25 protein-coding genes and 1 pseudogene are annotated in these 23,862 nt (G+C 67.0%); 6 read left to right on the top strand and 20 right to left on the bottom strand.

The genetic code is table 11. The features are described 5' to 3' along the window. Positions 1-6 precede the first annotated feature (6 nt). Together ACPEH0_RS10920 and ACPEH0_RS10925 are read left to right on the top strand one after the other, a co-directional pair. On the top strand, positions 7-1,233 hold the full coding sequence (locus tag ACPEH0_RS10920) for a DUF2130 domain-containing protein (RefSeq protein ID WP_366214537.1): 1,227 nt from the start codon (positions 7-9) through the stop codon (positions 1,231-1,233). 302 nt (positions 1,234-1,535) lie between these two features. Then, entirely contained in the window at positions 1,536-2,843 is a 1,308-nt protein-coding gene (locus ACPEH0_RS10925) for an RNA-guided endonuclease InsQ/TnpB family protein (protein ID WP_366214538.1), read from the top strand. Between the two features lie 16 nt (positions 2,844-2,859). On the opposite strand, the gene ACPEH0_RS10930 is transcribed toward ACPEH0_RS10925, so the two are convergent. The 5 genes and pseudogenes from ACPEH0_RS10930 to ACPEH0_RS10950 all read right to left on the bottom strand — a co-directional run. Next, positions 2,860-3,174 (bottom strand): hypothetical protein, encoded by a 315-nt coding sequence (locus tag ACPEH0_RS10930; protein WP_016465414.1) that lies wholly within the window; start codon positions 3,172-3,174, stop codon positions 2,860-2,862. Next, positions 3,171-3,731 (bottom strand): signal peptidase II, encoded by a 561-nt coding sequence (gene lspA, locus ACPEH0_RS10935; RefSeq protein ID WP_016465415.1) that lies wholly within the window; start codon positions 3,729-3,731, stop codon positions 3,171-3,173. The genes ACPEH0_RS10930 and lspA overlap by 4 nt, the downstream gene beginning before the upstream one ends. Then, positions 3,728-5,641, bottom strand: coding sequence for a heavy metal translocating P-type ATPase (locus ACPEH0_RS10940; protein ID WP_366214539.1), 1,914 nt, complete (start codon positions 5,639-5,641; stop codon positions 3,728-3,730). Before ACPEH0_RS10940 ends, lspA begins: the two co-directional genes overlap by 4 nt. Then, entirely contained in the window at positions 5,638-5,997 is a 360-nt protein-coding gene (cmtR, locus tag ACPEH0_RS10945; RefSeq protein WP_016465417.1) for a Cd(II)/Pb(II)-sensing metalloregulatory transcriptional regulator CmtR, read from the bottom strand. Before cmtR ends, ACPEH0_RS10940 begins: the two co-directional genes overlap by 4 nt. 138 nt (positions 5,998-6,135) lie before the next feature. Next, positions 6,136-6,276 (bottom strand): annotated as a pseudogene (locus tag ACPEH0_RS10950) (FAD-dependent oxidoreductase); the annotation flags it as partial. A gap of 83 nt (positions 6,277-6,359) precedes the next feature. On the opposite strand from ACPEH0_RS10950, the gene ACPEH0_RS10955 reads away from it, so the two are divergent. Then, positions 6,360-6,719 (top strand): ArsR/SmtB family transcription factor, encoded by a 360-nt coding sequence (locus tag ACPEH0_RS10955; protein WP_061015170.1) that lies wholly within the window; start codon positions 6,360-6,362, stop codon positions 6,717-6,719. A 3-nt stretch (positions 6,720-6,722) separates the two neighbouring features. Here the strand turns inward: ACPEH0_RS10955 and ACPEH0_RS10960 are convergent, their stop codons facing one another. The 3 genes from ACPEH0_RS10960 to ACPEH0_RS10970 form a co-directional block, all read right to left on the bottom strand. Then, positions 6,723-7,817: a hypothetical protein gene (locus tag ACPEH0_RS10960; RefSeq protein WP_157543490.1), complete on the bottom strand. Its 1,095-nt coding sequence runs from the start codon at positions 7,815-7,817 to the stop codon at positions 6,723-6,725. A 341-nt stretch (positions 7,818-8,158) separates the two neighbouring features. Then, positions 8,159-8,536, bottom strand: coding sequence for a helix-turn-helix domain-containing protein (locus tag ACPEH0_RS10965; RefSeq protein ID WP_423719460.1), 378 nt, complete (start codon positions 8,534-8,536; stop codon positions 8,159-8,161). Then, the gene (locus ACPEH0_RS10970; RefSeq protein WP_233486705.1) at positions 8,496-9,614 is read right to left on the bottom strand and encodes a tyrosine-type recombinase/integrase; all 1,119 of its coding nucleotides are present in this window, start codon (positions 9,612-9,614) and stop codon (positions 8,496-8,498) included. Before ACPEH0_RS10970 ends, ACPEH0_RS10965 begins: the two co-directional genes overlap by 41 nt. 237 nt (positions 9,615-9,851) lie before the next feature. On the opposite strand from ACPEH0_RS10970, the gene ACPEH0_RS10975 reads away from it, so the two are divergent. Beyond that, complete coding sequence (locus ACPEH0_RS10975; protein WP_366214540.1) at positions 9,852-10,208, top strand: transposase; 357 nt, start codon at positions 9,852-9,854, stop codon at positions 10,206-10,208. A 492-nt stretch (positions 10,209-10,700) separates the two neighbouring features. Here ACPEH0_RS10975 and ACPEH0_RS10980 read toward each other — a convergent pair whose 3' ends face one another. Together ACPEH0_RS10980 and ACPEH0_RS10985 are read right to left on the bottom strand one after the other, a co-directional pair. Further along, on the bottom strand, positions 10,701-11,006 hold the full coding sequence (locus tag ACPEH0_RS10980) for a glycoside hydrolase family 66 protein (protein WP_366214541.1): 306 nt from the start codon (positions 11,004-11,006) through the stop codon (positions 10,701-10,703). Between the two features lie 508 nt (positions 11,007-11,514). Next, complete coding sequence (locus ACPEH0_RS10985; RefSeq protein ID WP_366214542.1) at positions 11,515-13,305, bottom strand: alpha/beta hydrolase family protein; 1,791 nt, start codon at positions 13,303-13,305, stop codon at positions 11,515-11,517. 485 nt (positions 13,306-13,790) lie between these two features. Between ACPEH0_RS10985 and ACPEH0_RS10990 the strand changes: the two genes are divergently transcribed. Next, a complete protein-coding gene (locus ACPEH0_RS10990; RefSeq protein WP_217528616.1) occupies positions 13,791-14,018 on the top strand; it encodes a substrate-binding domain-containing protein in 228 nt (75 codons plus the stop codon). Positions 14,019-14,065: 47 nt separating this feature from the next. On the opposite strand, the gene ACPEH0_RS10995 is transcribed toward ACPEH0_RS10990, so the two are convergent. The 9 genes from ACPEH0_RS10995 to ACPEH0_RS11035 all read right to left on the bottom strand — a co-directional run bounded on the left by ACPEH0_RS10995 (position 14,066) and on the right by ACPEH0_RS11035 (position 22,922). Continuing rightward, a complete protein-coding gene (locus tag ACPEH0_RS10995; RefSeq protein ID WP_366214543.1) occupies positions 14,066-14,920 on the bottom strand; it encodes a sulfurtransferase in 855 nt (284 codons plus the stop codon). Between the two features lie 111 nt (positions 14,921-15,031). Further along, on the bottom strand, positions 15,032-16,420 hold the full coding sequence (locus ACPEH0_RS11000; protein ID WP_366214544.1) for an NtaA/DmoA family FMN-dependent monooxygenase: 1,389 nt from the start codon (positions 16,418-16,420) through the stop codon (positions 15,032-15,034). Positions 16,421-16,442: 22 nt separating this feature from the next. Continuing rightward, the gene (locus ACPEH0_RS11005; RefSeq protein WP_366214545.1) at positions 16,443-17,636 is read right to left on the bottom strand and encodes an acyl-CoA dehydrogenase family protein; all 1,194 of its coding nucleotides are present in this window, start codon (positions 17,634-17,636) and stop codon (positions 16,443-16,445) included. After that, the gene (locus ACPEH0_RS11010) at positions 17,633-18,646 is read right to left on the bottom strand and encodes an aldo/keto reductase (protein ID WP_359918627.1); all 1,014 of its coding nucleotides are present in this window, start codon (positions 18,644-18,646) and stop codon (positions 17,633-17,635) included. Before ACPEH0_RS11010 ends, ACPEH0_RS11005 begins: the two co-directional genes overlap by 4 nt. Further along, positions 18,643-19,812 (bottom strand): acyl-CoA dehydrogenase family protein, encoded by a 1,170-nt coding sequence (locus ACPEH0_RS11015; protein ID WP_366214546.1) that lies wholly within the window; start codon positions 19,810-19,812, stop codon positions 18,643-18,645. The genes ACPEH0_RS11010 and ACPEH0_RS11015 overlap by 4 nt, the downstream gene beginning before the upstream one ends. Then, positions 19,809-20,474 (bottom strand): methionine ABC transporter permease, encoded by a 666-nt coding sequence (locus ACPEH0_RS11020; protein WP_217528626.1) that lies wholly within the window; start codon positions 20,472-20,474, stop codon positions 19,809-19,811. Before ACPEH0_RS11020 ends, ACPEH0_RS11015 begins: the two co-directional genes overlap by 4 nt. Continuing rightward, a complete protein-coding gene (locus tag ACPEH0_RS11025) occupies positions 20,467-21,516 on the bottom strand; it encodes a methionine ABC transporter ATP-binding protein (protein WP_366214547.1) in 1,050 nt (349 codons plus the stop codon). The genes ACPEH0_RS11020 and ACPEH0_RS11025 overlap by 8 nt, the downstream gene beginning before the upstream one ends. Positions 21,517-21,594: 78 nt before the next feature. After that, positions 21,595-22,584 carry a MetQ/NlpA family ABC transporter substrate-binding protein gene (locus ACPEH0_RS11030; protein ID WP_359918623.1) on the bottom strand — a complete coding sequence of 330 codons (990 nt, stop codon included), beginning with the start codon at positions 22,582-22,584 and terminating at the stop codon, positions 21,595-21,597. Between the two features lie 155 nt (positions 22,585-22,739). Then, on the bottom strand, positions 22,740-22,922 hold the full coding sequence (locus tag ACPEH0_RS11035) for a hypothetical protein (RefSeq protein ID WP_366214548.1): 183 nt from the start codon (positions 22,920-22,922) through the stop codon (positions 22,740-22,742). Positions 22,923-23,122: 200 nt separating this feature from the next. Between ACPEH0_RS11035 and ACPEH0_RS11040 the strand changes: the two genes are divergently transcribed. Further along, a complete protein-coding gene (locus ACPEH0_RS11040) occupies positions 23,123-23,383 on the top strand; it encodes a hypothetical protein (RefSeq protein ID WP_366214549.1) in 261 nt (86 codons plus the stop codon). Positions 23,384-23,516: 133 nt separating this feature from the next. Here ACPEH0_RS11040 and ACPEH0_RS11045 read toward each other — a convergent pair whose 3' ends face one another. After that, complete coding sequence (locus ACPEH0_RS11045; protein ID WP_366214550.1) at positions 23,517-23,861, bottom strand: hypothetical protein; 345 nt, start codon at positions 23,859-23,861, stop codon at positions 23,517-23,519. Position 23,862: the final 1 nt, after the last annotated feature.

Genomic DNA, 23,862 nt, shown 5'->3' on the forward strand with positions numbered 1-23,862 from the left:
AAACCCATGACCCACATCACACCGACTACCGCTGCGAACGAGATCAAGTGCCCGCACTGCGGCACCCTCTTCACCATCGACGAGGCGCAGTACGCCGACATCGTGCAGCAGGTGCGCACCACGGAGTTCGAGCACGAACTTCACGCACGTCTCGCGGAAGCCGAGAAGACCAAGGCCACCGAGATCGCCCTCGCTGTCGCCAAAGCAACACAGCAGGCGCAGAAGGTGAGCGCCGCAAAGGACACCGAGATCCAGCAGCTCACCTCCGCGCTCACGTCGGCGGCGACCGAGCAGGAGCTTGCCGTCGCGAAGGCGGTCGCGGCGGCGGAGAAGAACCTCACCGAGGCGAAGAACAAACTCGACCTCCAGGCGGCCGAGCAGAAGGTCAAGGACGCCGCACTCAAGGAGTCGCACACCAAAGAGCTCGCTCTCAAGGATGAGCTCATCGCCCGCTATAAGGACATGAAGGCGAAGCTCTCGGTGAAGCTCCTCGGCGAGACCCTCGAACAGCACTGCGAGATCGAGTTCAACCGCATGCGCTCCCTCGCCTTCCCCAACGCCACGTTCGGGAAGGACAACGACACATCAGCTGGCACGAAGGGGGACTACGTCTTCCGGGACTTCAGCGACGACAACGTGGAGTACGTCTCGATCATGTTCGAGATGAAGAACGAGTCCGACGTCACCGCCACGAAGAAGAAGAACAGCGACTTCTTCGCCAAGCTCGACAAGGACCGCAACGACAAGGGCTGCGAGTACGCCGTTCTCGTCTCGATGCTCGAAGAGGACTCCGAGCTCTACGCCGGCATCACCGACGTCTCGCACGAGTACCCGAAGATGTTCGTCGTCCGCCCGCAGTTCTTCCTGGCGATCATCGCCCTACTGCGCAACGCCGCGCAGGACACCATCGTGGTCAAGGCTGAGCTGGAACAGATCAAGAAGCAGAACATCGACATCACTGACTTCGAGTCGGAGCTCGAGGGATTCAAGACGGCGTTCGGGCGCAACTACCAGCTCGCCAAGGGCAAGTTCGACACTGCGATCAAAGAGATCGACAACGCGATCGACCGGCTCCAGAAGGTCAAGGACAACCTCCTCGGATCCGAGAACAACCTCCGCCTCGCGAACGACAAGGCGACCGCGCTGACGGTCAAGAAGCTGACCCGGGGAAACCCGACCATGGCGGCCAAGTTCGCCGAGCTGGATGCGGCCGACGAGCAGGACGCCGCTTAGCACTTCGCGGTGGGGAGCCCTCCGGCCATGAGGGCTCCCCACCCCGGCGTCACCCGAGGGAGGGAAGCTGATGGCACGGCCCAGAACACGTACCTGCAGGAAGGTCCGCTTCCGCGATCACCGCGAGGCCGTGACCGCGCTCCACAACGTCGTCATGCTCCGACTGCGAGCGGAGGAGGCCGCGCAACCCACGCGCAGGCGCGAGGTGCGCAGCTACCAATGCGAGGCCTGTCGCGGGTTCCATCTCACGAGCCTGGTGGCATAACTGACAAAGTCGGCGCGTCGCCGTGCATGTGTAGGACATGGGACGCACCAAGACACCCGCTGAACGATTCGCGACGATGCCCGCCGACAAGCACGGCGTGCGCAGCGGCTACACCTATTGGGGTTGCCGCTGCGATGCGTGCACCCGAGCCGACCTCGCCTACCGGCGCCCCAGCACCGAGCGAGGGCCGATCCCGGACACCGCGCACGCAACCCGCGCCGGCTACCGGTACTGGGAATGCCGCTGCGACGCTTGCATTCTCGCGAACCGAACAGCCGCACACCAACGGCGCGACGCGCGACGCGGCCCGACACCCAAAGGACCAACGGTCACGCGCCGTTACCGGTACCGGATCGACACGACGCCCGCGGTGCGAGCCGCACTGATGCGGGTCTTTGGCGGATGCCGCTTCATCCACAACTCGTACGTCGCGATGGCCCGCGACGCATTCGCCGGCGGCAATCCCCACCCCACCCTCGGCGAGGCCGCGAAGGCCCTCATCACCCAGGGCCGAGCCAACCCCGACACTCCTTGGCTCAAAGAGCTCCCCACCATCGCCCTACGCGGAGCGCTGAAGGACGCAGTCCAGGCGTACGAGAACTTCTTCTCGAGCGTGACCGGGAGCCGACAGGGGCGCTCAGTCGGACGTCCCGTCTTCCAGCGCCGTCACGCACGCCAAACCGCACGCTTCTACGAAGCCGGGTTCCGCATTCGTGGCGGATGGCAGAACACGAAGCGCGGCGGCGGACGCCTCTACCTCTCCAAGGTCGGGACCGTCTCGGTTAACTGGCACCGCCCTCTGCCCAGCCATCCCTCCAGCGTCACCATCATCAAAGCCGCTGACGGAACATGGTGGGCCTCGTTCGTCGTCTCCGTGCCGGTGCCCGCACCCATGGCACCCACCCACCCCGAGCGGGTCGCGGGGATCGATCTCGGACTCACCGACCTCGCGACCATCGCCTACAGCGACGGCACCCGCGAGAAGATCGCGGCGCCTAAGCACTACCGCGCAGCCGAGCGGAAGCTCGCCCGCGCTCAGAAGAAGCTCTCTCGCGCCCAGCGCGGAAGTAAGAACCGGGAGAAGCTGCGCGTCGAGGTGGCGCGCATCCACGCCCGCACCGCCAATCTGCGACGCGACCACGCCCGCCAACTCATCTCCAGGCTGATCCGTGAGAACCAAACGATCAGTCTCGAGACGTTGAGTGTCAGCGCCATGGTCCGCGGCAGATACGGCAAGTCCATCACCGACGCCGGCTGGAGTCAGTTCGTCACTGTCGGTGGAGAGCAGTATTTCGGGAGGCAGTATTCGCACCACGGCTTGGTGGGCTCCATGTTGACCAGGTGATGATCGTGTCCGCCGGTTACGCCTGCTCGGGCAATGCTCGGATCGCCCGTTCGATCTGGGACGTGGTTGGTGCCCCAGCGAACCCGTTCTCCGTTGTGTAGACGCGGCACGCAAGTGCCTGTACAGGAGATGTCGGGAATAGGTCGACGCCGTCGGCCAGGAGCGTGGGCGATCCTCCGAACCCGAGGCTTGCCGCTTCGGCCTCGGTGTGGATCGTCACCAGCTCGACGGCGACGCCCCCGAGCCCGAGAGCGTCGAGCGCCGCGCGTGCGTTGGCTTCGGCGATGTCCGTGTTGGGGCAGTCGACGATGTGCAGCAATTCCACTTTCACGAGGCGCTTTCCGTTCTCTCGCTGTTGGTCATCGTGCGAGCGTTCGGCAGGAGGAGGTTCAGGCAGACGAGTCCGACCCCAATCACGACGAAGACGTCGGCGACGTTCCCGACGAAGAGGTCGCCGTAGGCGAGGAAGTCGGTGACGTGGCCGCGGCCGAACGCGGGCGGGTTCATGATTCGGTCGATGAGGTTGCCGACCGCGCCGCCGAGGACCAGCCCCAGCGCGAGGCCCCAGCGGGCACCGCGCAGCCGAATGGCGAAGATGACCACCGCGGCGGAGGCGAGTACGCCGATGAGGGTGATGATCCAGGTGGCCCCGGAGCCGAGCGAGAACGCGGCTCCGGGGTTGTAGACCAGGGACAGGCCGAACAGGTCCCCGACCAGCGGGATCCGTTCCCCCGGGGCCAGCTGTGCCACGGCGAGGGCCTTCGAGGCCTGGTCGAGCACCACAGCGAGCACGGCCACGACCAAGGTGAAGCCAAGGGCTCTCCTCGCCTGCGGCCGTGGGCCCGTACGGTCTTCGCCGACTGTCGCGGCGACGTCCTGCACGGTCACGCGATGGTCTTCCGGGTCCGGGCGGCGCGCAGACCGTTGAGGATCACGACGACCTCGGCGATCTCGTGCACGAGCACCACGGCGGCGAGGCCGAGGACGCCGAAGAGGGCGAGCGGGAGCAGGGCGCTGATGATCAGCAGCGACAGGATGATGCTCTGGTTGATGATGTGCCGTCCGCGGCGGGCGTGGTCGAACGCGCGCGGCAGCAGCCGCAGGTCGTGGCCGGTGAAGGCCACGTCGGCGGACTCGATCGCGGCATCGGAGCCGGTCGCGCCCATCGCGATGCCGATATCGGCAGCGGCCAGGGCGGGGGCGTCGTTGATGCCGTCGCCGATCATCGCGACCGAGCCCTTCGCACCGAGCTCTGCGATCGCAGCGGCCTTGTCCTCCGGGCGCAGTTCGGCGCGGACGTCCTCGATCCCCGCTTGGGCGGCGAGGGCGCGGGCGGTGCGAGCGTTGTCGCCGGTGAGCATCGTGACCCCGATGCCCTGCGCGGCGAGGGTACGGACGACCTCGGGGACCTCCGGGCGCAGCTCGTCGCGGACGCCGATCGCGGCGACCGGCTCGCCGTCGCGGTGGACGATCACGACCGTCATGCCCTGCTCCTCCAGCCCCGCGACCTGGTCGCCGAGGAATCCGGCGTCGAGCCAACGCGGGCTGCCGACCGTGATCCGCGCGCCGTCGAGCTCGCCTTCGATGCCGTGACCTGCCTGCTCGGTCACGCCCTCGGCTGCAGGGGCCTCAGGCGCTGCAGCGGTGATCGCGGCCGCGAGGGGGTGGGTGCTGTGCTGCTCCAACGACGCCGCCCACGCCAGCGCCTGCGCCTCGGTCACGCCGTCGGCGGTGAGCACCGCGGTGACGGCGGGCTCGTTGCGGGTCAGGGTGCCGGTCTTGTCGACCGCGACGTGGCGGATCACGCCGAACCGCTCGAACACGGCCCCGGACTTGATGATCACGCCGAACTTGCTCGCTGACCCGATGGCGGCCACCACGGTCAGCGGGACCGAGATCGCCAGCGCGCAGGGCGATGCCGCGACCAGCACGACGAGTGCGCGGGTGATCCACAGCTCCGGGTCGCCGAGCAGCGACCCGATGATCGCGACGAGAGCGGCGAGGATCAGCACGCCGGGCACGAGCGTGCGGGCAATGCGGTCGGCGAGACGGGCGCGGTCTCCCTTCTCCGCCTGCGCCTTCTCCACCAGGTCGACGATCGTGGTCAGCGAGTTGTCCGTGCCGGCCGCGGTCGTCTCGACCTCCAGCGCCCCCGCGGTGTTGATCGCACCCGCCGACACGGCATCGCCGGGCTCGACCTCGACCGGGATCGACTCCCCCGTGATCGCGGACGTATCCAGGCTGGAACGTCCCGTGCGGACGACGCCGTCGGTCGCGATCCGCTCGCCCGGCCGCACCAGCATCAACTGACCGACAGCCAGGTCCTTCGCGGCGACCTCCACCGAGACGCCGTCGCGGCGGACGGTCGCGGTCTCCGGGACGAGCTTGAGCAGCGCCCGGAGCCCGCCGCGAGCACGGTCCATCGCCTTGTCCTCCAGCGCCTCGGCGATCGAGTACAGGAACGCCAGGGCGGCGGCCTCCTCGACGTAGCCGAGGATCACCGCGCCGACGGCGCTGATGGTCATCAGCAGGCCGATGCCGAGCTTGCCCTTGAACAGCTTCCGGATCGCGCCCGGGGTGAACGTCGACGCGCCCAGCAGCAGACCGATCCAGAACGCCACCAGTGCCGGGATCTCCATCCCGGACCACTCCAGCGCCAGGCCGGTGAGGATGGCGACGCCGGAGAAGACCGGGACCATGATCCCGCGGTCCCGCCACCAGGGGTGCTCCGCCTCCTCGGCTTCATCGCCTATGACAGTCTCGGGCTCGTCGTGCTCGCAGCCGCACGCCGCGCTCACTCGCCTGCTCCCGTCCCGCAGCAGCCCGGCACGGTGCACGAAGAGTCCACGCAGGGAGCGTGCTCGTCGACAGCAAGCGTCACGTCCACCAGTGCGGTGAGCGCCGCCGCGAGGTGCGGGTCGGCGATCTCGTAGCGCGTCTGCCGCCCCTCAGGCTCGGCGACCACGATGCCGCAGTCGCGCAGACAGGTCAGGTGGTTCGAGACGTTCGAGCGGGTCAGCTCCAACTCGCGCGACAGCACGGCCGGATAGCTCGGGCCGCCGAGCAAGGTCATCAGGATCCGGGAACGCGTCGGGTCCGCCATGGCCCGGCCGAGCCGGTTCATGACGTCGAGGCGAGAAGCAATAGTCAGCATGCACTGATTTATACAGTGCTTGCTGACCCACTCAGCCCCGGTCGGGTAGCCGCTTGCTGGCGCCGTCCAGCCGGTCGGCTCGAGAAGGCGTCGCGCTGCGGCATCGGTGAGCTCCGGCCACCCGGAGAACAGTCGCACGTGTCCCCACTCGGACACGGCAGCACCGGCCGAGCCGCCCCGCTCGACGACCACGGCGTCAACGCCGCGTTCGGTCAGGTGGGCGGCTGCAGCCAGGCCCTGCGGACCGGCACCGATGACGACGACAGGAAGCTCAGACATCACATCTCCTCAGATCGAAAAACTTCAATACGAGAACACTCGCTTACCTATCGAAGTTTGTCAATACGTGTCAGACTATCCGCATGAGCCTTCCCGTGACCATCGAGCAGAGCACGTGCTGCGTGCCGCGCATCACCGCATCGATCACCCCCGAGGAGGCCGAGCGTTCCGCTCGGGTGTTCAAGGCCATCGGTGATCCGACCCGCGTGATGCTGCTCTCCCTTATCGCCGGCACCGAAGGCGGCGAGGCCTGCATCTGCGACCTCATCGAGCCGGTCGGATTGTCACAGGGGACGGTCTCGCACCACATGAAGCTCCTCACCGACGCCGGGCTTGTCACCCGCGAACAGCGCGGGAAGTGGGCGTACTTCGCGCTCAACGACGGGGCGCTCGAGGCGGCCGCGGATGCGCTGCGACCTGCCGCGCTGGGCAGTGCGAACTAGTAGTCATCGACGCACGGCTGGGTAGTTCGACCAGATCCCGCCGGCTTTGCTCTTACGCCGGTCCGCCGTGTGGTTGCCGATTCCGATGACGTCGGCAACCACGGCCGAGGGCATCCGCATGCTCAGCAGGTTCATCCGGGTCTCGCGTGACACGCGTGGACGGATCCCGAGTTCCGTGAGGCGCAGCCTGATGTAGGCCGCAGTCATGTGAGCGCCGGGCGAGAGTCCCTCGAACAGCCAGCTCGATTCCCCCGCGGCGTATCCCCGTCGCGGCGCGGCGGAGAGGTGCCGTCTGACGATGTCCCCGACCCGGTCATCGAGCACGACGGGCGTGACCCCGAACCGCACGGTCACCTGCGCCCCGGTGGCGTCTACTCGGTCGCGAGTCATACTGACGGCGCGTCCGAGGATCTGCGCATAGAGGAGCATGAACAGCCCTGCCACGCGCACTTCCAGTTCCACATCTTCTCCGTTGAGCAGAAGGTCGATATCGCGCCACAGCTCCTCCTCGGTCACGTTCGACATCGTGTTCCGTGCAGCCCGGACGTTGGTGGCGAGGTCGCCCGTCAGCCGCGTCTTGGTCGCCCACCGCACGAAGTGCTCCACGGGCTCTCGCGTCTTGACGCGGGCGATGTAGTGATCGAGCGTGCGTTGATCAAGGTCACTGACGGCGAGCCCGCGAGCATCCATCCAGGTCAGGAACCGGACGACCGCGGCCAGTTTCCCGCGCTGGCCGATGAAGGCCTCGTTGGACAGGTCTCGATCGCGGTCTCGATAGCGCCTGTGAAGCTTGGGCAACACGTCCCATCTGTAGAAGCGGCGGAGCTTGTTCCCGGTCGGGCGCTCGAGAGTCGCAGCCACCGCGGCAACGTGCAGCGTGAGCTCGTGCTGCAGCACGTGGATGTTCGGCAGCACCTGGGCTTCGATGAGCAGACGCCGGAAATACCGCGTTGCTGGCCTTTGCTGGAGTTGATCAAGAGACGAGTGATCAACGGGCAGCGCGCCCGTGGCCATGCCGCGCAGGGTCTCTGTGACGTGCGGCCGCCGCAGCCAGCGCACCACCGAACGCGGGTCCATCGGCGCGTTCGCAAGGTACACGCGAAGCCTGGTCAGCTCGATCGGAGCCGATCCCTTGGGTCCGATGAGCTCGTCCAGTCGTGCCTGCAGCCGGCATCGCCCGCAGTGCGTTCCGGTCAGGAACTCCTCACTGCCGCACGTGCGGCACGCGAACCGTGGCGGGTGTCCGGCGCAGATCGCACAGGTGATTACGCCTTCATCGGTGCGAAATGCGAGGACTCGGATGTTCCCGCACAACGGACACTCTGACGGGTTCCTGCGGAGCGCGCTGTAGCAGACGTTGCAGATCTTCTCGCCGAGCAGCGAGTAACGGCCCGCGCTCGAACGCCCGCAACGGTCACACGTCTGTGACGGCGTAGCCGTCATCGGCCTGGATCGGCGGGACGATGAAGTCGCGCACGCACAGGACGAAGGTCCCCGATCGCCGTGTCACGCCCCCGCCCAGTGCCCGTCTTCTTCGCCGCTGCCGGTCGCGCCACGACAGTGATGAGGTCGTTCGGCTGGCATCCGAAGATGCGGCACAGCGCCGCAAGAACTTCGACGTTCAACCGCTCCGGTGCTTTGGTGACCAGTCGATACACCTGCTCGCGGGACAAGACGATGCCCTGCTCGCGCAGCGGCGCGAGCAGCTCCGTGGTCTGGAACATCCCAGCCTCGGCCATCAGAGCACGCAGGTGCCAGTCGATCGGCCCCTTCGAGTCAGTCCCCATCACGGTCCTCCGTGTTCCTCTTGAGCGCATCAGCGAGCACCCGGTTCTTATAGTCGTCCCCGACAGACGTGTAGATCGCCGTCGTCGAAGCGAACGTGTGGCCCACCTGATCCTGCACGAACTTCTCGCTGTAGCCCCACTCGATGAGGTTCGTCACATAGGTGTGCCGCAGCGAGTGCAGAACCAGCTCTTCCGGAAGTCCGGCTTCGTCGCGCAGCTCGGCGAAACGGTCGTTCAGGTAGCGGCCACCGATTCTGGTCCTGCGCTCCGTCGGCCAGAGGATGTCCGTCTCCCAATCACCGACCACCCGCGGCCGGCCCTGGTCCACCCAATGGGTGAGGCCGTCAACGACCCAGTCGAACTCGGGCAGAGTCAGCACGGTCCGTCGCTTCGGACCGGTGCCCCGACTGCCCTTCCCGTGCCGGACATACACCGCTCCGAAACTCCCGAACCCCGGGGCCACCGGGTTCGACCGCAGATCGGCAACGTCGAGCCCAATGCACTCGGAACGCCGCAGCCCAAAGGCGTAGATGGTCTTGAACATCTGCGCGTTCCGGAGCGCAGCAAGCGCACCCTTCCTCCTGGCACGTACGATCGCCTCGACCCGAGCATCCGCAGCATCGAAGAACCGCTCCAGCTCATCGAAAGTGAGGGCACGTCGCCCGGGATCCCCCTCATGGTCGAGCAGGTGCGAGATCGTGTTCCAGTCATGGCAGATCTGCTGCGGCGCATCCCCGAACCGAGCCAGACACTCCGCCTGCCAGCCGTACCGCGGGTCAGTGAGGAAGTCGCAGAACAGACGGATCCTCGTCTGATACCCCCGAATCGTTGACCGCTTCAAGGGACCCTTGCCGGGTCGCACGCGCACTGAATAGTCCTCGAGATCCCGCGGCTGCCACTGCCACGGGTACGCCGCGCAGAACTCGGCGAAATCCTCGATGAACCGCCGGCGCGAATCGATGGTGGTCGCCTGCAAACCGCGACTTGTCTGCTGGTTCGCCCAGCCATCCAGCATCGACTCGAAGACGTACTTCCCCTCATCGAGGGCGACGACATTTCCTGTCAGCCGCAGCGAAGAGCGACCATCAACATCTGAACCAGAACGCACCCCTCCATGGTTGCAGCAGTTGCATCATTGTTGCAACCACTCTCCATGATCTTCACCCGCAGAGGCTGTTGGACACGTTCGTGAAGCACCACCCCAGCAGGCAAGAAGGTGACTTGGTAGCCGAATCACCCTTGTCGGCACCATACGCGACAGCCACGCCGCCCGTGATCCACTCCTGGGCTCGGCGGCCAGCTCCCGCCGAGCCTCCTGCCGCGACCGAGAAACTCCAGATCAACCATGCAATCGCAAGCAAGTGATGCATCTGATGTCGATACTGCTTGGTCCGAACTCGAAGCCAAAGCCGCCACACACGGCCGCACCGTCGTCCGAGCCGACAGGTTCTTCCCGTCGACTCGGCTGTGCGCCATCTGCAACACCAAGTCCGGGCCGAGGAGCACCGACGTGCGCCAATGGACATGCCCCTGCGGCATCCACCTCGACCGCGACTACAACGCCGCGACGAACCTCATGGTTCTCGCCCTCGCCCCAGGAAAGGTGGAGAGGCTAAACGCCTGTGGACGAGGCATCAGACTCCGGCTCGCCGGAGCGGTCTCGAGCGAAGCAGGAACCCACCGGAACGAGGTCCCGTCGTGAACGGACCCGTAGACGGAACGCCCGCAACAGCGGGCGTGGATAGTGTTCGTGACGCCTCGGAGGATCCGAGAGGATTTTCTCGAGGATGCGAGAGGATCGGCTCATTTCGGGGCCTCGAAAAGCCGCGGAAATACGCGGCTTCTCGCACTAAAGCGAACACCCCTCCACTGTGACTTCTCGCGCAAGATGTCACTTTCTCGATCTAGGTGACACCGTGGCTGAGCAATTCGGAGAGCCGCCGTCGCGCTGACGCCGCTCCGCCTAGGTCGGGGGCTCCGACATCGAACGCGGACACTCGACCGGGCTGAGCGTCCGCGCGAACCGTAAAGTCGTCTTCCTTATGAGTCGCCGAGGACGCTGCCCGAAAGCGCTCTGCAATGCGCCCTCACTCGCGCCGATCAGCACTCGATCATCGGTGCTGCCAAATCAGACGCGGAGGTCCCGCTCCTCGCCCCAGCATCGAACTCGGCCAAGAACACCTCACCCGCATCGTTAGATGCCTGCCCATGTAGCGGCATCCACGGCGTACGTCACGATGGGGACGGGTGCGAGATCGGCTAAGTGACGCGCCTGCTCCGTCAACGTGCCAGAAGTCCACGCATTGAGGTGGTACTTCTCAGACAGCTCGGCAACGACCTCTTCCCGCTCAGCCGCGGTCATGCCGGCGGGGTATTCGCCGAGGTAGCCCATCCTCGGGAATCGTGTCCAGGTGCTGGAGACATCGATCGCCGTTTGGGTCGCAGTGGTCCCCGCGTCGACGTGCACCATGTACCCGGTGAAGTCGGAGGTCAGGAGCATCTTCGAGCGCGCCGGACTGGCCTTCGGCAAGCTCGTAGCGGCCTGGCGAACCTCACCGCCCCCGAACTCGTCATCGTCGGAGGTGAGGGGGTCGGGCTCGTCAGAGACACGCTCCCTACTGTCGAGGCAGCCGTCCTCCAACAGCGAGACCCCCGAGCGTCCCACGTGCCGGTGAGCCTCGCCACGACTCGACCGAAGAGTGGTGCCGCGGTGCCAGTGCCACAGCGATTTGTTCTCAACCGGGGCTACGCGTCAGCACCGTAGATTCCGTTGTGGGGCCGCCGGAGCGGAGCTGTGCCGTTCTGGATCACGGGGCACTAGAGAGAACTTACTGGTTGATTTCCGCTATGGCACGATCCCCTCGACGCGCTGAAGCCGTCCTGTTCGTCAGCGTGCCTACGCTGCGTCGCGGGCTGAGGGCACACCCCTTGGGCTGTCCGACGTGAGGCGACACAAGATCCGAGCGCGGGTCGGCCCGCCTCGAGGCGGGCCGACCCACACACTCCGGTCAGTATGCGATCACGAGCGAGTTCGTGACACTGATGACCGTGACGACCGCGGCATTGAGGAAACCGGCGATGTAAGGGTTGTTCGTCTCCCGATAGATCTTTCGACTGATGACCGCAGCGACGGCCAGGATGACGATGACCGGGAACAGCCAGATGCTGAAAATGCCACCGAAGCCGTCGATCGTCTCACCGGTGATGAAGAACGTCGTGTACTGCGCGACGACGAGCACGATCGGTCCGAGCGAGTTGAACAGCGCCAGCAGGGCCGTGTTCATCCATTCCCGTCCCCGGAGCGTGAATCGGTTGAACGAGTTGATCGCCACCGAGTTCGCCACGAAGTACACGAGGAACAGCGGCAGGACGATCAGGGAGTACCCGATCATCTCGGGGTTGAAAGCCTTCACGGCGAGCACCCAGAACCGGAAGTCGGTCTTGAAGAAGTAGTCCAGCACGAAGACGATGCCGAACGCGGCGACGGTCGTCGTCAGCGCGAGCGCCACTCCGAGCCCGAAGCGTCGCCAGCCCGGAAAGACGCCTACGGCCCGGAGGTCCTGACCGCTGCGTCGCCCGAACAGCAGGTACGAGACGACCATGATCGCCAGGCCAGCGACACCGTTGATCGCAGCCCAGATGCCGATGAACCACGGGACACCGGGGGCGATGAGGTTCACCGAACCGAAGGCGATCGCGCCGGCCCACTCCGCCTGGCTGAGGAGCACGTAGCTGAGAATTGAGAAAACCGTCGTGACGACCAGCCCTCCCCAGAACCAGACCAGCCCGCGGCGCGTGGTCGCCACTGCCGCGATCGGCTCGGAGACGCGCAGTCCCGCAAAGGCCCGGGTCGCCAGCAGCGCACGCGTGAACGCGACGAGGAAGATGCCGAAGCCGATGAGACCGAAGGTCGTGAGGACTTCCTTGAACTGCCAGTTCTGGTCGCCCGCCGGCAGCGAGTTGGGTGCGCCGAGGGACTCGTCGAAGAAGTCGACCAGGTGCCCCACCGCCGTGCTCGAGATCGTCGACCACGGGTGCGTCTGCGGCAGCGACCAGATGACGCGCATCGCCTCGGTCCCGTCGACGGCCTGGGTGTAAACCTGGCCTGCCTCGCGCACATCTGTCGCCTCGGCCGGGTCCTGCCCGAAGTGCAGGAACGACTGCGCGTTGGGGGTGGAGAGGTACTCGCGCGGCGGGGTCAGTGCGTTGCCTTCGGCGTCGTAGCTGCGGAAGAAGAACTCGTCGTACTGCGCCTGGATGACGCCGGTGTCGCGGCTGCCGTAGATGTTCGTGAACGCGCCCGCGTCGTCGACGTAGACGGGGTCGTTGTCGACGAGCAGAACCGAGGCGATGAGGGGCGTCTCGGCTTCATTGTCGAGGGCGACCGAGAAGTTCGCCGCACGCGCCCCATTCGAGTGACCGGTCACGCCGATCCGGCTCGGGTCGACGTAGGGCAGGTCCGCGATGAGCTTCACGGCGTCGTACATGCCGGTGCCACCGACGGCCTCCTGGCCGGCGGGAAGCGGGTCGGAGTTGCCGTGCCCGTACATGTCGATCGACAGCACGACGTACCCGCGCCGGGCGAGCTCGACGTAATTGGCGTCCTGCATCTCACGGTTGTTCCACCAGCCGTGGCTGACCACAATCGCCGGGCGCGGATTCTCGGCCGAGACGGAGGCCGGCTTGAACAACAGGGCGCTCATCTCGCGGCCCGATGCAGCCTCCCAGCGCATGTCCTCGACGGCGACGCTACCGCCGACGGTCTGCACGAGCGAGGCACCAATGCTGGATACCAACATCAGAACCAAAGAGATAACCAGCCAAAAGCCGTTACGCCGGAAAGTTTGTCGCCTCATCGAGGAGTGCTCCTTCACACGCGGACCCGCCATCGGATCCTTCCTGAGCAGCGGGCTCATTCCCGCTGCGCGACCGCCAATCTACGGTGGCAAATGCTGCCATCGAGCGAAATGCACACCTGTGCAGCGCCCCGTCCCCGCCACAGAAGCGTGATGAACCCTCGCCGCAAGCCGAGAGGGTATCCCGGGGCTTCGGACTCCAGCTTCAGAGCGATGTTGGCATCACGGCGGACGCCTGGCGGCGGAGCATCTCCTCGCTCTCGGCCGACGGCGACTGCTGTTCACAGGTGGACCTCTCTTCTTGTCGGCGGTCTCCTCTCGTCTTGACGGTGCGAGGGAAGCTGTCGCCAACGTTCCCGGTGCCACGCTCGACGTCATCGAAACCCGGGGTCTCAACATCCGTCACGGACGCGAAGTCGCGAAGCTCGGTGCCCGAAGACATCGCCGTCACCGGCTACGACAACAACCACTTCGCTTCCGAAAGCGCCGTGCCGATCTCGACGGTCGCCCAGCCAGGTGAAGAGATGGGTCACGCGGCGGCGGACCTCTTGCTGGAGCGCATCGAGAACCCGACCCACCGGAACCGGACGGTGACCCTCGAGCCGCGACTCATCCCTCGCACGTCCTCCCTGGGCGCAGCGTGGCGTCGAGACTGAGCAGATGCTCATCGAGCGGCCACGGCTCGATCAACGCATGTCGAGTGTCACGCCGCCACGATGACGTCGGCAGGAGTGCGTCCGATGGCGATCGGACGCCCAGGTGATCGGCTCCACTGGCTCCACCCGCCGGGGTAGAGCTGTGGCTGATAGCCCGCCGACTCGAACGCGAGCGCCGAATGGGCCGAAGCGATCCCGTTGTTGCAGTAGACGGTGACGGGAGCGCCCGGCTCCAGGCCGTGGGACCTCAGCGTCTCGCGGATGCGGTCGGGCGACAGCAGACGCCCGCGTGAGTCGATGTGCGTCACCGTGGGGATGTTGATAGCTCCCGGAATGTGCCCGGCGACGGCCTCGAGGCCGCTGACCTGACCGCGATATTGCTGCGGCGCTCGCACGTCGACGAGAAAGCCCGGGCGCACGGCGCTCGCGACCTCGCCGATCGAGACGGTACGGAGGGATGAAGCGCTGAGGGTCACATCTCCCGAAGTGGAGATGTGGTCGCCGCGTGCGAGCCGATTCCCTGAGTGCAGCCATGCGGGGAAGCCGCCGTCCAGGAGCCGAACGTCCACCCCGTAGCCCCGGAGAAGCCACCACGCACGAGCGGCCGCCACTCCGTCGTTGTCGTCGTAGACGACCACGCGGTCACCGCCGTTGAGACCCCAGCGACGTGCCGCCTGTTCGAGTTGCGAGGTGTCCGGCAGCGGGTAGCGACCCTCCTCCGGGTGTCCGGGTCGTGAGAGCTCGCGCTCGAGGTCCACGTACACGGCCCCAGGAACGTGGCTGCTCAAGTACGCCGGACGACCCTCGGGCTCATTCAGCCGCCACCGCACGTCCAGCAGACGGAGGGGCGCACCGGAGGACAGCTCGGTGGCGAGCTCCTCGACAGTGACCAGGTGCGACATCCTCCCATCGTCCAGGCGTTGCGCCGACCCAGAACGGGCACGCGAAACACGACGTAGAGGTTCGTCATATTCATTCACACGCGCGACCGTCCGAGGCGTCCGCGCACTCCCTCAGCCGAAGAGGGGCGGAACCGGGACGGTGAGATTCGCCCCACCGCGGTAGCGTGCGGCGATGTGATTCTCGGGCAGTCGTGGTCCCCGATCGAACAGACGCTCCCGCAGCGTCGGTCCGCCCTCGAGCAACCGCCCCCGCGCGCGCAGCTCGGGCACGACGAGCTCAGCGAAGTCACGAGCCGTGTCGAAGGAGTGGTACTGGCGCAGGTTGATCCCGTCGATGCCGTCCTCGTCCAGCCACCGTTCGATCTCGTCGGCGACGACGCCCGGCGTCCCGACGACGAAGAACCGGCCCTCCCGTCCGCCTGCGATCCCGTCGATGAGCTGACCGATCGTCGTGTCGGGGCCCGCACTCGGCACCGCCTTCTCGGCGACGCCGGCCTGCGCGAGAGCATCGCGAACGAGGGTCTCCCGCGGGAACACCGTCGGATCGAAGGGGAACCCGGCGTGGGCGAGGATGCCTTCCAGGCTGGTCTGCTCGCGATAGGTGCGCCACTTGTCCGACGCTTCGGCTTCCGTGCGCCCCACGACGACGCCCGCCTGCACGATGAACTTGAGGTCGTCTGCCGTGCGCCCGTGACGCGCGGCGGCCTCCCGCATCCGCTCGGCGTTCTGGATGAAGTCCGCTGTCGACCGCCCGCCGGTGAAGACGAGCTCGGCGTGACGACCGGCGAAGGCGATGCCCGCCGGCGACCCGGTCGCCTGATACAGAACGGGGGTCCGCTGCGGGGACGGCTGACTGAGGTGCGGGCCGGCGACACGGAAGTTCTCGCCGACATGGTCGATGTATCGGACCTTCGACGGGTCGGTGTACGTCTTCCCGACCGCGTCGGCGACGACGGCGTCGTCATCCCACGACCCTTCCCAGAGCTTGTAGACGACGTCGAGGAACTCGTCGGCGATGGCGCAGCGGCGGTCGTGCGGGATCTCGTCGGCGAGACCGAAATTGCGCGCGGCGTTCGGGAGGTACGAGGTGACCACGTTCCACCCGACCCGCCCTCCGGTGAGGTGATCCAGGGTGGACATGCGGCGTGCGAAGGCGAACGGCGGCTCGTAGCTCGTCGAGAACGTCACCCCGAACCCGAGCCTCTCCGTGACCGCCGCCATGGCGGGGATGACCAGAAGCGGGTCATTCGACGGGATCTGGAGTCCCTCGCGGATCGCCGTCTCGGGGCCGCCGCGGAACACGTCGTACGCTCCGATCACGTCGGCCAGGAACACACCGTCGAACCCACCGTGCTCGAGGATCTGAGCGAGTTCGAGCCAGTACGAGATGTCGTTGAAACGGTGCCGATTGTTCTCCGGCAATGACCAGAGACCGTGCGTGATGTGGCTCACCGTGTTCATCTCGAACAGGTTCAGGATGAGCTTCTTGGGCTCGGTCATTCTGTGCCTTTCCGGGTCTTCGTCACGCCTCACCGGTGCTCCACCATCCCGGGACGGGGATGTCGTTGAGGAGGAGATCGCCGAGGGCTCTGGCTTTGAAGGGGGTGGGGTTGTGCGACGCGATCGTCCGGGCATTGCGCCAGTGCCTGTCGAGGGCGAGACCCGTGTCGACCGCGCTCGCCCCACCCACCTCGAAGAGAAGAGTGGCGGCGTCGAGGACCGACGGAAGGATGACGAGTTGTGCACGAGTGGTGGATGCCTCCACGGGCTCGATGATCGCACGCAGCTCTTCTCCCGACGCACCGCTCCGCTGAGCCTCGGTCGACGCGTCCACGCCCGCGGCGGCGGCGGCGAGCGCCGCGTCGGCCGCGAAGGCGAGAGCGGACAGCCTGCCGACGGTCTCCTGCACGATCGGGTCTTCGCGGGCCGTCGGCGCCGAGCCGTGGCTGTAGGTGCGGGTGCGGGTCTGCACGAACCGAACGGCGTCGTCGACGATCGCCCGACCGATGCCCGCGACCGTCGCGAGCAGGACCAACTGCACGAATGCCCCGCCGTGCGAGGGTCCGCCGAGCAGCCGGCGCGAGACGGCATCCTCCGCCACGGCGACGGCGCGGAAGATCGTCGTACCGCTCCCGGTCATGCGCTGGCCGAATCCCGTCCAATCATCGATGACCTCGACGCCCGCGGCGTTCGTGGGGACCAGCGCCGACACGAGAGCACCGTCTTCATCCTGGGCGGCGACGGACACGAGGTCTGCGAACAGGGTGCCGGTGCTGTAGTACTTCGTGCCGTCCAGCACGAGTCCGTCCGGCGAGTCGCTGAGCGTCGTGGCCAGAGTCCCCACCTTCGCGGCCGACCGTTCATGACTGGCGTTGCCGACGATCGCGCCCGACGAGATCAGTTCGAGGCGGCGGGTGCGCTGCGGTGACGGCGCCGCGAGGACGGTGCGATCGACGAAGGAGAAGTGCGAACGGAACAGCTGCGCGAGGTTCGGGTCCCGACGGGCGAGCTCGGCGAGGAGCTCGAACAGGACAGACGGCGTCTCCCCTCCACCGCCGTACTCCTCGGGAAGCGTCACTTTCGTGAAGCCGGCCTCGCGCAGCGCTGACACCTCGGCGTGCGGAAGCCGCCGGTCGCGTTCGCGGGTGACGGCCTCCCGGCCCACCTCGTCGAAGACGGCGCTGAACCTCCGGACGGCATCTCTGGTGCGACTCATGCGCCAGCGGTCCGCTCGCGCCCCTGCGAGATCGTGAGCGGATCGCGCGCCCGATCCCCGTGCACCAGCGCCGCGAGGCGATCGAGCTCTACGACCGTGTCGGTGGACGGGCGGTACCCGAGCGCGGAGATGTTCTCCCGGACCCGGTCGGCGCGACGCGTGCCGGGAATCGCCGCGAGCGTCACACCAAGCGCATCCGCCCGGTCGTACAGCCAGGCCAATGCAAGCCGGGCGGGGCTCACTCCCTCGTCGTCCGCGAGTCGACGCACCGCATCGGCGATCACCTCGTTCGAGCGGAGACGTTCCGCGTCGAAACGCGGAAAGTTGCGACGGCTGTCGGTCGGATCCGGCGGCGCATCCGCGCTGACGGCCCCGGTCAGGAAACCTCGCCCGAGCGGCGAGTACGCCACGAAGCCCACTCCCCTGTCCACCGCCGTAGGGATGACGTGATCCTCGACATCCCGGCTCCAGATCGACCATTCACTCTGCACGGCCGCGATGGGGTGCACGGCGTGTGCGCGCGCGAGCTCCGCAGCCGTCGCCTCACTCAAGCCGATGTGACCGATCAGTCCGTCATCGACGAGCTCCGCCATCGCGCCCACGGTGTCCTCGATCGGCACCCGCGGGTCGACCCGGTGGTAGTAGTACAGGTCGATGCGCTCCACACCGAGCCTCCGGAGGCTCCGCTGCACGGCCGCGCGGACGTAAGGCCTATCTCCGCGGACCCGCAGACCGTCGGCATCCGGGTCGGGCAGGAAGCCGAACTTCGAGGCGAGGACGACCTCGTCGCGGCGGGCGCGGACCACACGTCCGACGAGCTCCTCGTTCGCGCCGTTGCCGTATATGTCGGCGGTGTCGATGAGGGACGCCCCCACGTCGATAGCGGCGTGAAGTGTGGCGATCGACTCCTGCTCATCCGCCGGCCCGTAGGCGTGTGTGAGCGACATCGTCCCGAAGCCCTGCGCGGGAACGATGAGCCCGTCGCCGAGCGTGATCGAGGGAAGGGTCATCGGGATACCTCCGAGCGGTCCGCAGCGGGCGCCTGCCAGTCGGGGAGATCGCCGGTCAGCGCGAACTGTCCGAGCGCACGGGTCCGCTGGATGACCGGGTTGTGGGACGCGATCGTGCGGACGTTGCGCCAGTGACGGTCGAGCGCGTAGCCGTTGCCGACCGCCGAGGCTCCGCCGACCTCGAACAGCCGGGTCGTCGCATCGAGCACGAGCCGGGGGACGAGCTCCTGTAGTCGGAACACGTCGAACTGGATGTCGCGCATGCGCTCGACGCTGGCGCCCGACTCCGACGCATCCCCGAGGTCGGCCGCGACCGACAGCACCAGCCGCCGCGCGGTCGACGCGGCGACGCTGAGTTCGCCCACCACGAGCTGGACCAGCGGATCCTCCCGGGGCAGGGTCTCGCCGGCGAACCCGAAGGTGCGACGGCGCGGCGTCACGAAGGCGACGGTGTCGTCGAGAGCGCGCTGCGCGATTCCTGCGACGACGGCGATGAGCGCCAGCTGGAGAACCGATCCGAGGTGATGCCACCGCGAATCGGCGGTATCACTCGAGGGCGGAAGGATGCCGTCCACGCCGACCGGCACACTGTCGAAGACGGTCGTGCCGCTGCCGGTCAGCACCTGACCGAAGCCATCCCAATCGTCGGTCGAGCGCACACCGTCGTGGTGCGCCGACACGGTGACGGCGACCCGCTCGTCACCGTCCAACGCTGCGAGATGGATCCAGTCGGCGTAGATACTCCCTGTCGTGTAGTACTTCGTGCCCGAAAGGAGAGGGGAACCAGCGGAGCGATCGATGCGGGTCTCGAGCCGAGCGGTGTCGTGACGCTCCGACTGGGCGTTGCCGACGAAATCGCCCGAGAGAATGCGTTCGAACCACGGTGCCGCGACGGCCGCCGGCTGCTGTCGCAGCGACTCCACGAAGGCGATGTGACCGCGCCAGACATGCCCCAGACTCGCGTCGGCGCCGGCGAGACGGATGAGGCGGGCGAACAGTTCTTCGAGGCGCAGGGGCGACCCGCCGAAGGCCGCCGGCACTCGCCACGCGCCGAAGCCGATCCCGCGCAGCTCGGCGAGTTCGGCGGTCAGCAGACACCGATCGCGCTCCCGCCGAGCCGCGTCAGGCGCGACGCGTGCCAGGAACTCATCGAAGGCGAGGGTCATCGGTGCATCACCTTCCGAGCCACCGCATTGCCGAGGAACTGCGCCGCCTGGACGAGGGCGATGAGGACGAGGACGACGATCGCCACCGAGATCCAGTCGAAGCGCTGGTACCCGTAGTTCATCGCGAGCGACCCGAGCCCGCCTCCCCCGAGGACGCCCGCCACCGCCGTCGCGTCGACGAGCGCGACGAGGATGTAGGTGAGGCCCAGGGTGAGAGGGCCGAGCGCCTCCGGCACGACGATGGAGAACAGCACTCGCGCGGGGCTCGCCCCCATCGCCGCGCCCGCCTCGATCGATCCCGGACTGACTGCGACGAGGTTGGACTCCGAGACGCGGGCGATGGCGACGCACGCGACGATGATGAGCGGGATCGTCTGCGGGAGCGGGCCGAGGCCCGTCCCGAAGATCACGCGCGTGAGCGGGATGACCGCGATGGCGACGATGAGGAACGGGATCGGACGGATCACGTTGATCACGAAATTGAGCACGCCGAAGACGAATCGGTTCTGCAGCAGGTTGCCCGGGCGGCTCGCGTAGAGCAGGAGCCCCAGCAACACTCCGATGACGGCTGCGCCCGCGAAAGCGACGGTCACCATGAGGCCGGTCTCGGCGATGGCATCCCACAGCCGTGGGAAGAAGGCATCGGGGTCGAAATCACGCATGAGCCACCCCCGGTATACGTGCGTCGAGCTCGGTGACGGACGTCGTCCGCCGCAGTCCGCCGATCGCGGCATCCACTGCCTCATCGGCGCCGATCAGCTCGACGGTCAGGCTGCCGAACAGGCGTCCCTGCAGTTCGTCGACGCCCCCGAAGACGACGTTGAGGTCGACGCCGTGGTCACGGGCGACCTGAGACAGGAACGGGTGATTGGTGTCCCGATCCTCGACGTGCAACTGCACGAGCCGACCGTGGTGGACGGCACGGATCTTGTCGAGCGCGTCGGGTGACGGTAGGTGGTGCAGGACGGACGAGACGAACCGCTTCGTCGTGGGATGCTGCGGTGCGGAGAAGACGTCGTAAACGCTGCCGTGCTCGACGACCTCTCCGTCTTCCATGACGGCCACCTTGTCGGCGATCTCGCGGATCACATCGATCTCGTGGGTCACGAGCAGGATCGTCACGCCGTACTCTTCGTTCACGCGGCGGAGGAGGTCGAGGACCTCGCCCGTGGTCTGGGGGTCGAGGGCGCTGGTCGCCTCGTCCGAGATGAGGACGTCGGGCCGGGTGGCCAGAGCGCGAGCGATGCCGACGCGCTGTTTCTGTCCACCGGAGAGCTGCGACGGGTAAGCCAACGCCTTGTCGGTGAGCCCGACGAAGCGCAGGAGCTCCTCGACGCGGTCCAGCGTCTCGTCCGCGGAGAGGCCCGCGAGCCGCAAGGGGTAGGCGATGTTCTTGTAGACGTTCCGCGATTCCAGCAGGTTGAACTGCTGGAACACCATGCCGATGCTCTGGCGCGCGGCGTACAGCGCCTTGCCCTGCAGGGCGGAGATCTCCCGCCCGTCGACGACGACGCGGCCGCTGGTCGGTCGCTCGAGAGCGTTGACGGTGCGCAGGAGAGTGGACTTGCCGGCGCCGGAGAATCCGACGATGCCGAAGATCTCGCCCCTTTCGACCGTGAGGCTGACGTCGTTCAGGGCGGTGAAGGTCCGTCCTTTCACCGTGAAGGACTTGGAGACGTTCTCGAAGGATATTGCGGTGCTCATGGGTGCTCTTCTCCGGTCGAGGGGGCCGTGGCGGACGAGCGTCCGCCACGGCCCCGAGAGGGATGGTGCGGCAGCGGCTTACTGAGAAGCTGCCTGCTCCTCGAGGTCGGCCAGCTTGGCGCGGAGCTTCTCGACGGGCACGTCGACCAGCACCGTCGTGTCGGCGTTCTCCTCGACATTCGCGTCCGCGACACGATCGTCCGCGTAGACCTCCTTGAGGATCGCCCACGCCGGGTCGTCCTTGTTGTCGTCGCGCGTCGCGATGACATTCACGTAAGGGAGGTTCTGCTCGGAAAGCGAGTCGTCGAGGAACAGTGCGTCATCGGTCGTGATGCCCTGGCTGGGGTCGAAGTAGGAGGTGCCCACGACGACCGCCGCGAGGCTCGGGTCGTCGAACTGCTGCGCGATCGAGGTCGCCGCGATCTCCACGAACTGGAGGTTCTTCGGATTGCCGGTCACGTCATCGGTCGAGGGGAAGTCGCCCTTGTCCTGCGAGAGCTCGATCAGGCCGGCTGCTTCGAGGATGTTCAGCGCGCGGCCGCCGTTGGACGGGTCGTCCGGAATGGCGATCTTCGCGCCGTCAGGCACGTCCTCGACCGAGCCCAGGGAGGCCGAGAAGATGCCCCACTGCGTGATGAGGGTCGAGAAGACGGGAGTCAGGTCCTCGTTGTTCTCGGCGTTGAACGCGCTCAGGTAGAGGATGTGCTGGAAGGCATTGGCGTCGACCGTACCGGCCGCCAGTTCGGTGTTCGGAAGAACCCAGTCCTCGACGTTGACCCATTCGATGTCGAGGCCCTTCTCGGCCGCGACCTCCTTGACGGCGTCCTGGAACGGGCTGTCCTCGGACACGGCGATCTTGACGCTGAGGGGCTCCGCCGCAGCGGCGGGCTCACCGGCCGCGCCGGCCGCCGGAGTGCGGAACGCGTTGGTGGCGAGCACGACGCCGCCCACGATGGCGGCGACGGCGACCACTCCGATGGCGACGGAGAGCACGACGCGAGTGCGCTTCTTCTCTCCGGCGACCGCCGTTCGGAGGTCGTTCTGTGGGTGCTGGGGCTGGTCGGACATGGTGCGGCGTTCCTTCGTGCGAGCTGTGGGTGTGTGGCTGAGACACATTCCTAACCCGCGGGGCACCGGCCCGTCCGGTGCGGGACGTTCCGTGACGAGCCGTTACCGCGTCTTACGAAGAGGTTTGGAGACTCCGCCGCCGCTGGAGCCGTCCTTCACGCGATCCAGGCGAGCTCGAACCGCTCCGCCATGAGCGCCAACTCCGCCGCCGTGCTCCCGCTCAACTCGACCGTCGACACGAGCAGGACCTCACGGTCCCGGAGAGCTTGGCGGAGCGCACGACCGATGAGTCCTGCGGCACCGGTGACGACCAATCGGGATCCTTCGAGCGGCTCCATGCGCCTCATCCTGACACCCGTCCCGCAGGAACGGTGCCGAACGCGGGGGGATCGAGACCGACCTCTCGCGCGAGGGTCTGGTGGACGAGATCGCCGCCGATGGGTGTTCAGCCCGACGGAGCTCGCGCGCATCAACGCCGAAGAGTCCGGAGAGTGGTGTTTTCGCTAGGGCGTCTAGCGAAATGAGGTATCTTCGCCGGGTGACCGAGCCGGAGAAGCCCCAGACGACAATCGCCGTCGATGGCGCCGTCTTCCGGCTCGCGGCAGACACCGATGTGGACGAATTGGCGAGGAGTGTCGCCGCGGCTGCAAGATCCGGAGCGGAGTTCGTCACCTTCCAGACACCGGAAGCCGTCGACGTGCGCCTGCTCATCACCTCGATCAGCAGCGTGAGTATCGCCACGCAGCAGACGGCCGCGAGCTGGGAGCCGATCCCGGCCACGCCGTGGGAATGGGAATGACCGAACGGTTCGCCCAGATGGCATGGTGCAGTCGTGGAAGATCGTCCTGCACCGGTGCCCGCGAGGTCGAAGGCCCTTCTGGAAGCAGGGGTGAGGGAGTTCCTCGCTGATCCGGGTCGGACGTATGGTCCCCTCAGGCCGACGGTGCGGCCTCGTTGTGCGCGACCGAGCGGACCTCGAGGTAGCCGCACAGCTCGGCGGCCGTCCCGAGCTCGGCCACGAGGGCAGCCGTCTCCTCGACCGAGAGGGCGACCTCGTCGAGCTGCGGCTCGAAGACGACCCGCCAGCGGGAGTCCTCGCCCATCGGCGGGCGCACGTACACCGTGGTCGAGGCGTTGCGCAGCGGCACGACGACCAGCCCGCCGTCGTCGCCCCACGAATCGTCCTGGATCACGACTTTGATGAGGTCGCCGTCCTCGCGCGCGGACATGAAGTCCTCGAGCCAGAGCTGGAGGGTGGCGCGGCTGCGGTACGGCATG

It is taken from the genome of Microbacterium sp. NPDC079356, from assembly GCF_049545465.1.
Lineage (GTDB): Bacteria > Actinomycetota > Actinomycetes > Actinomycetales > Microbacteriaceae > Microbacterium > Microbacterium gawkjiense.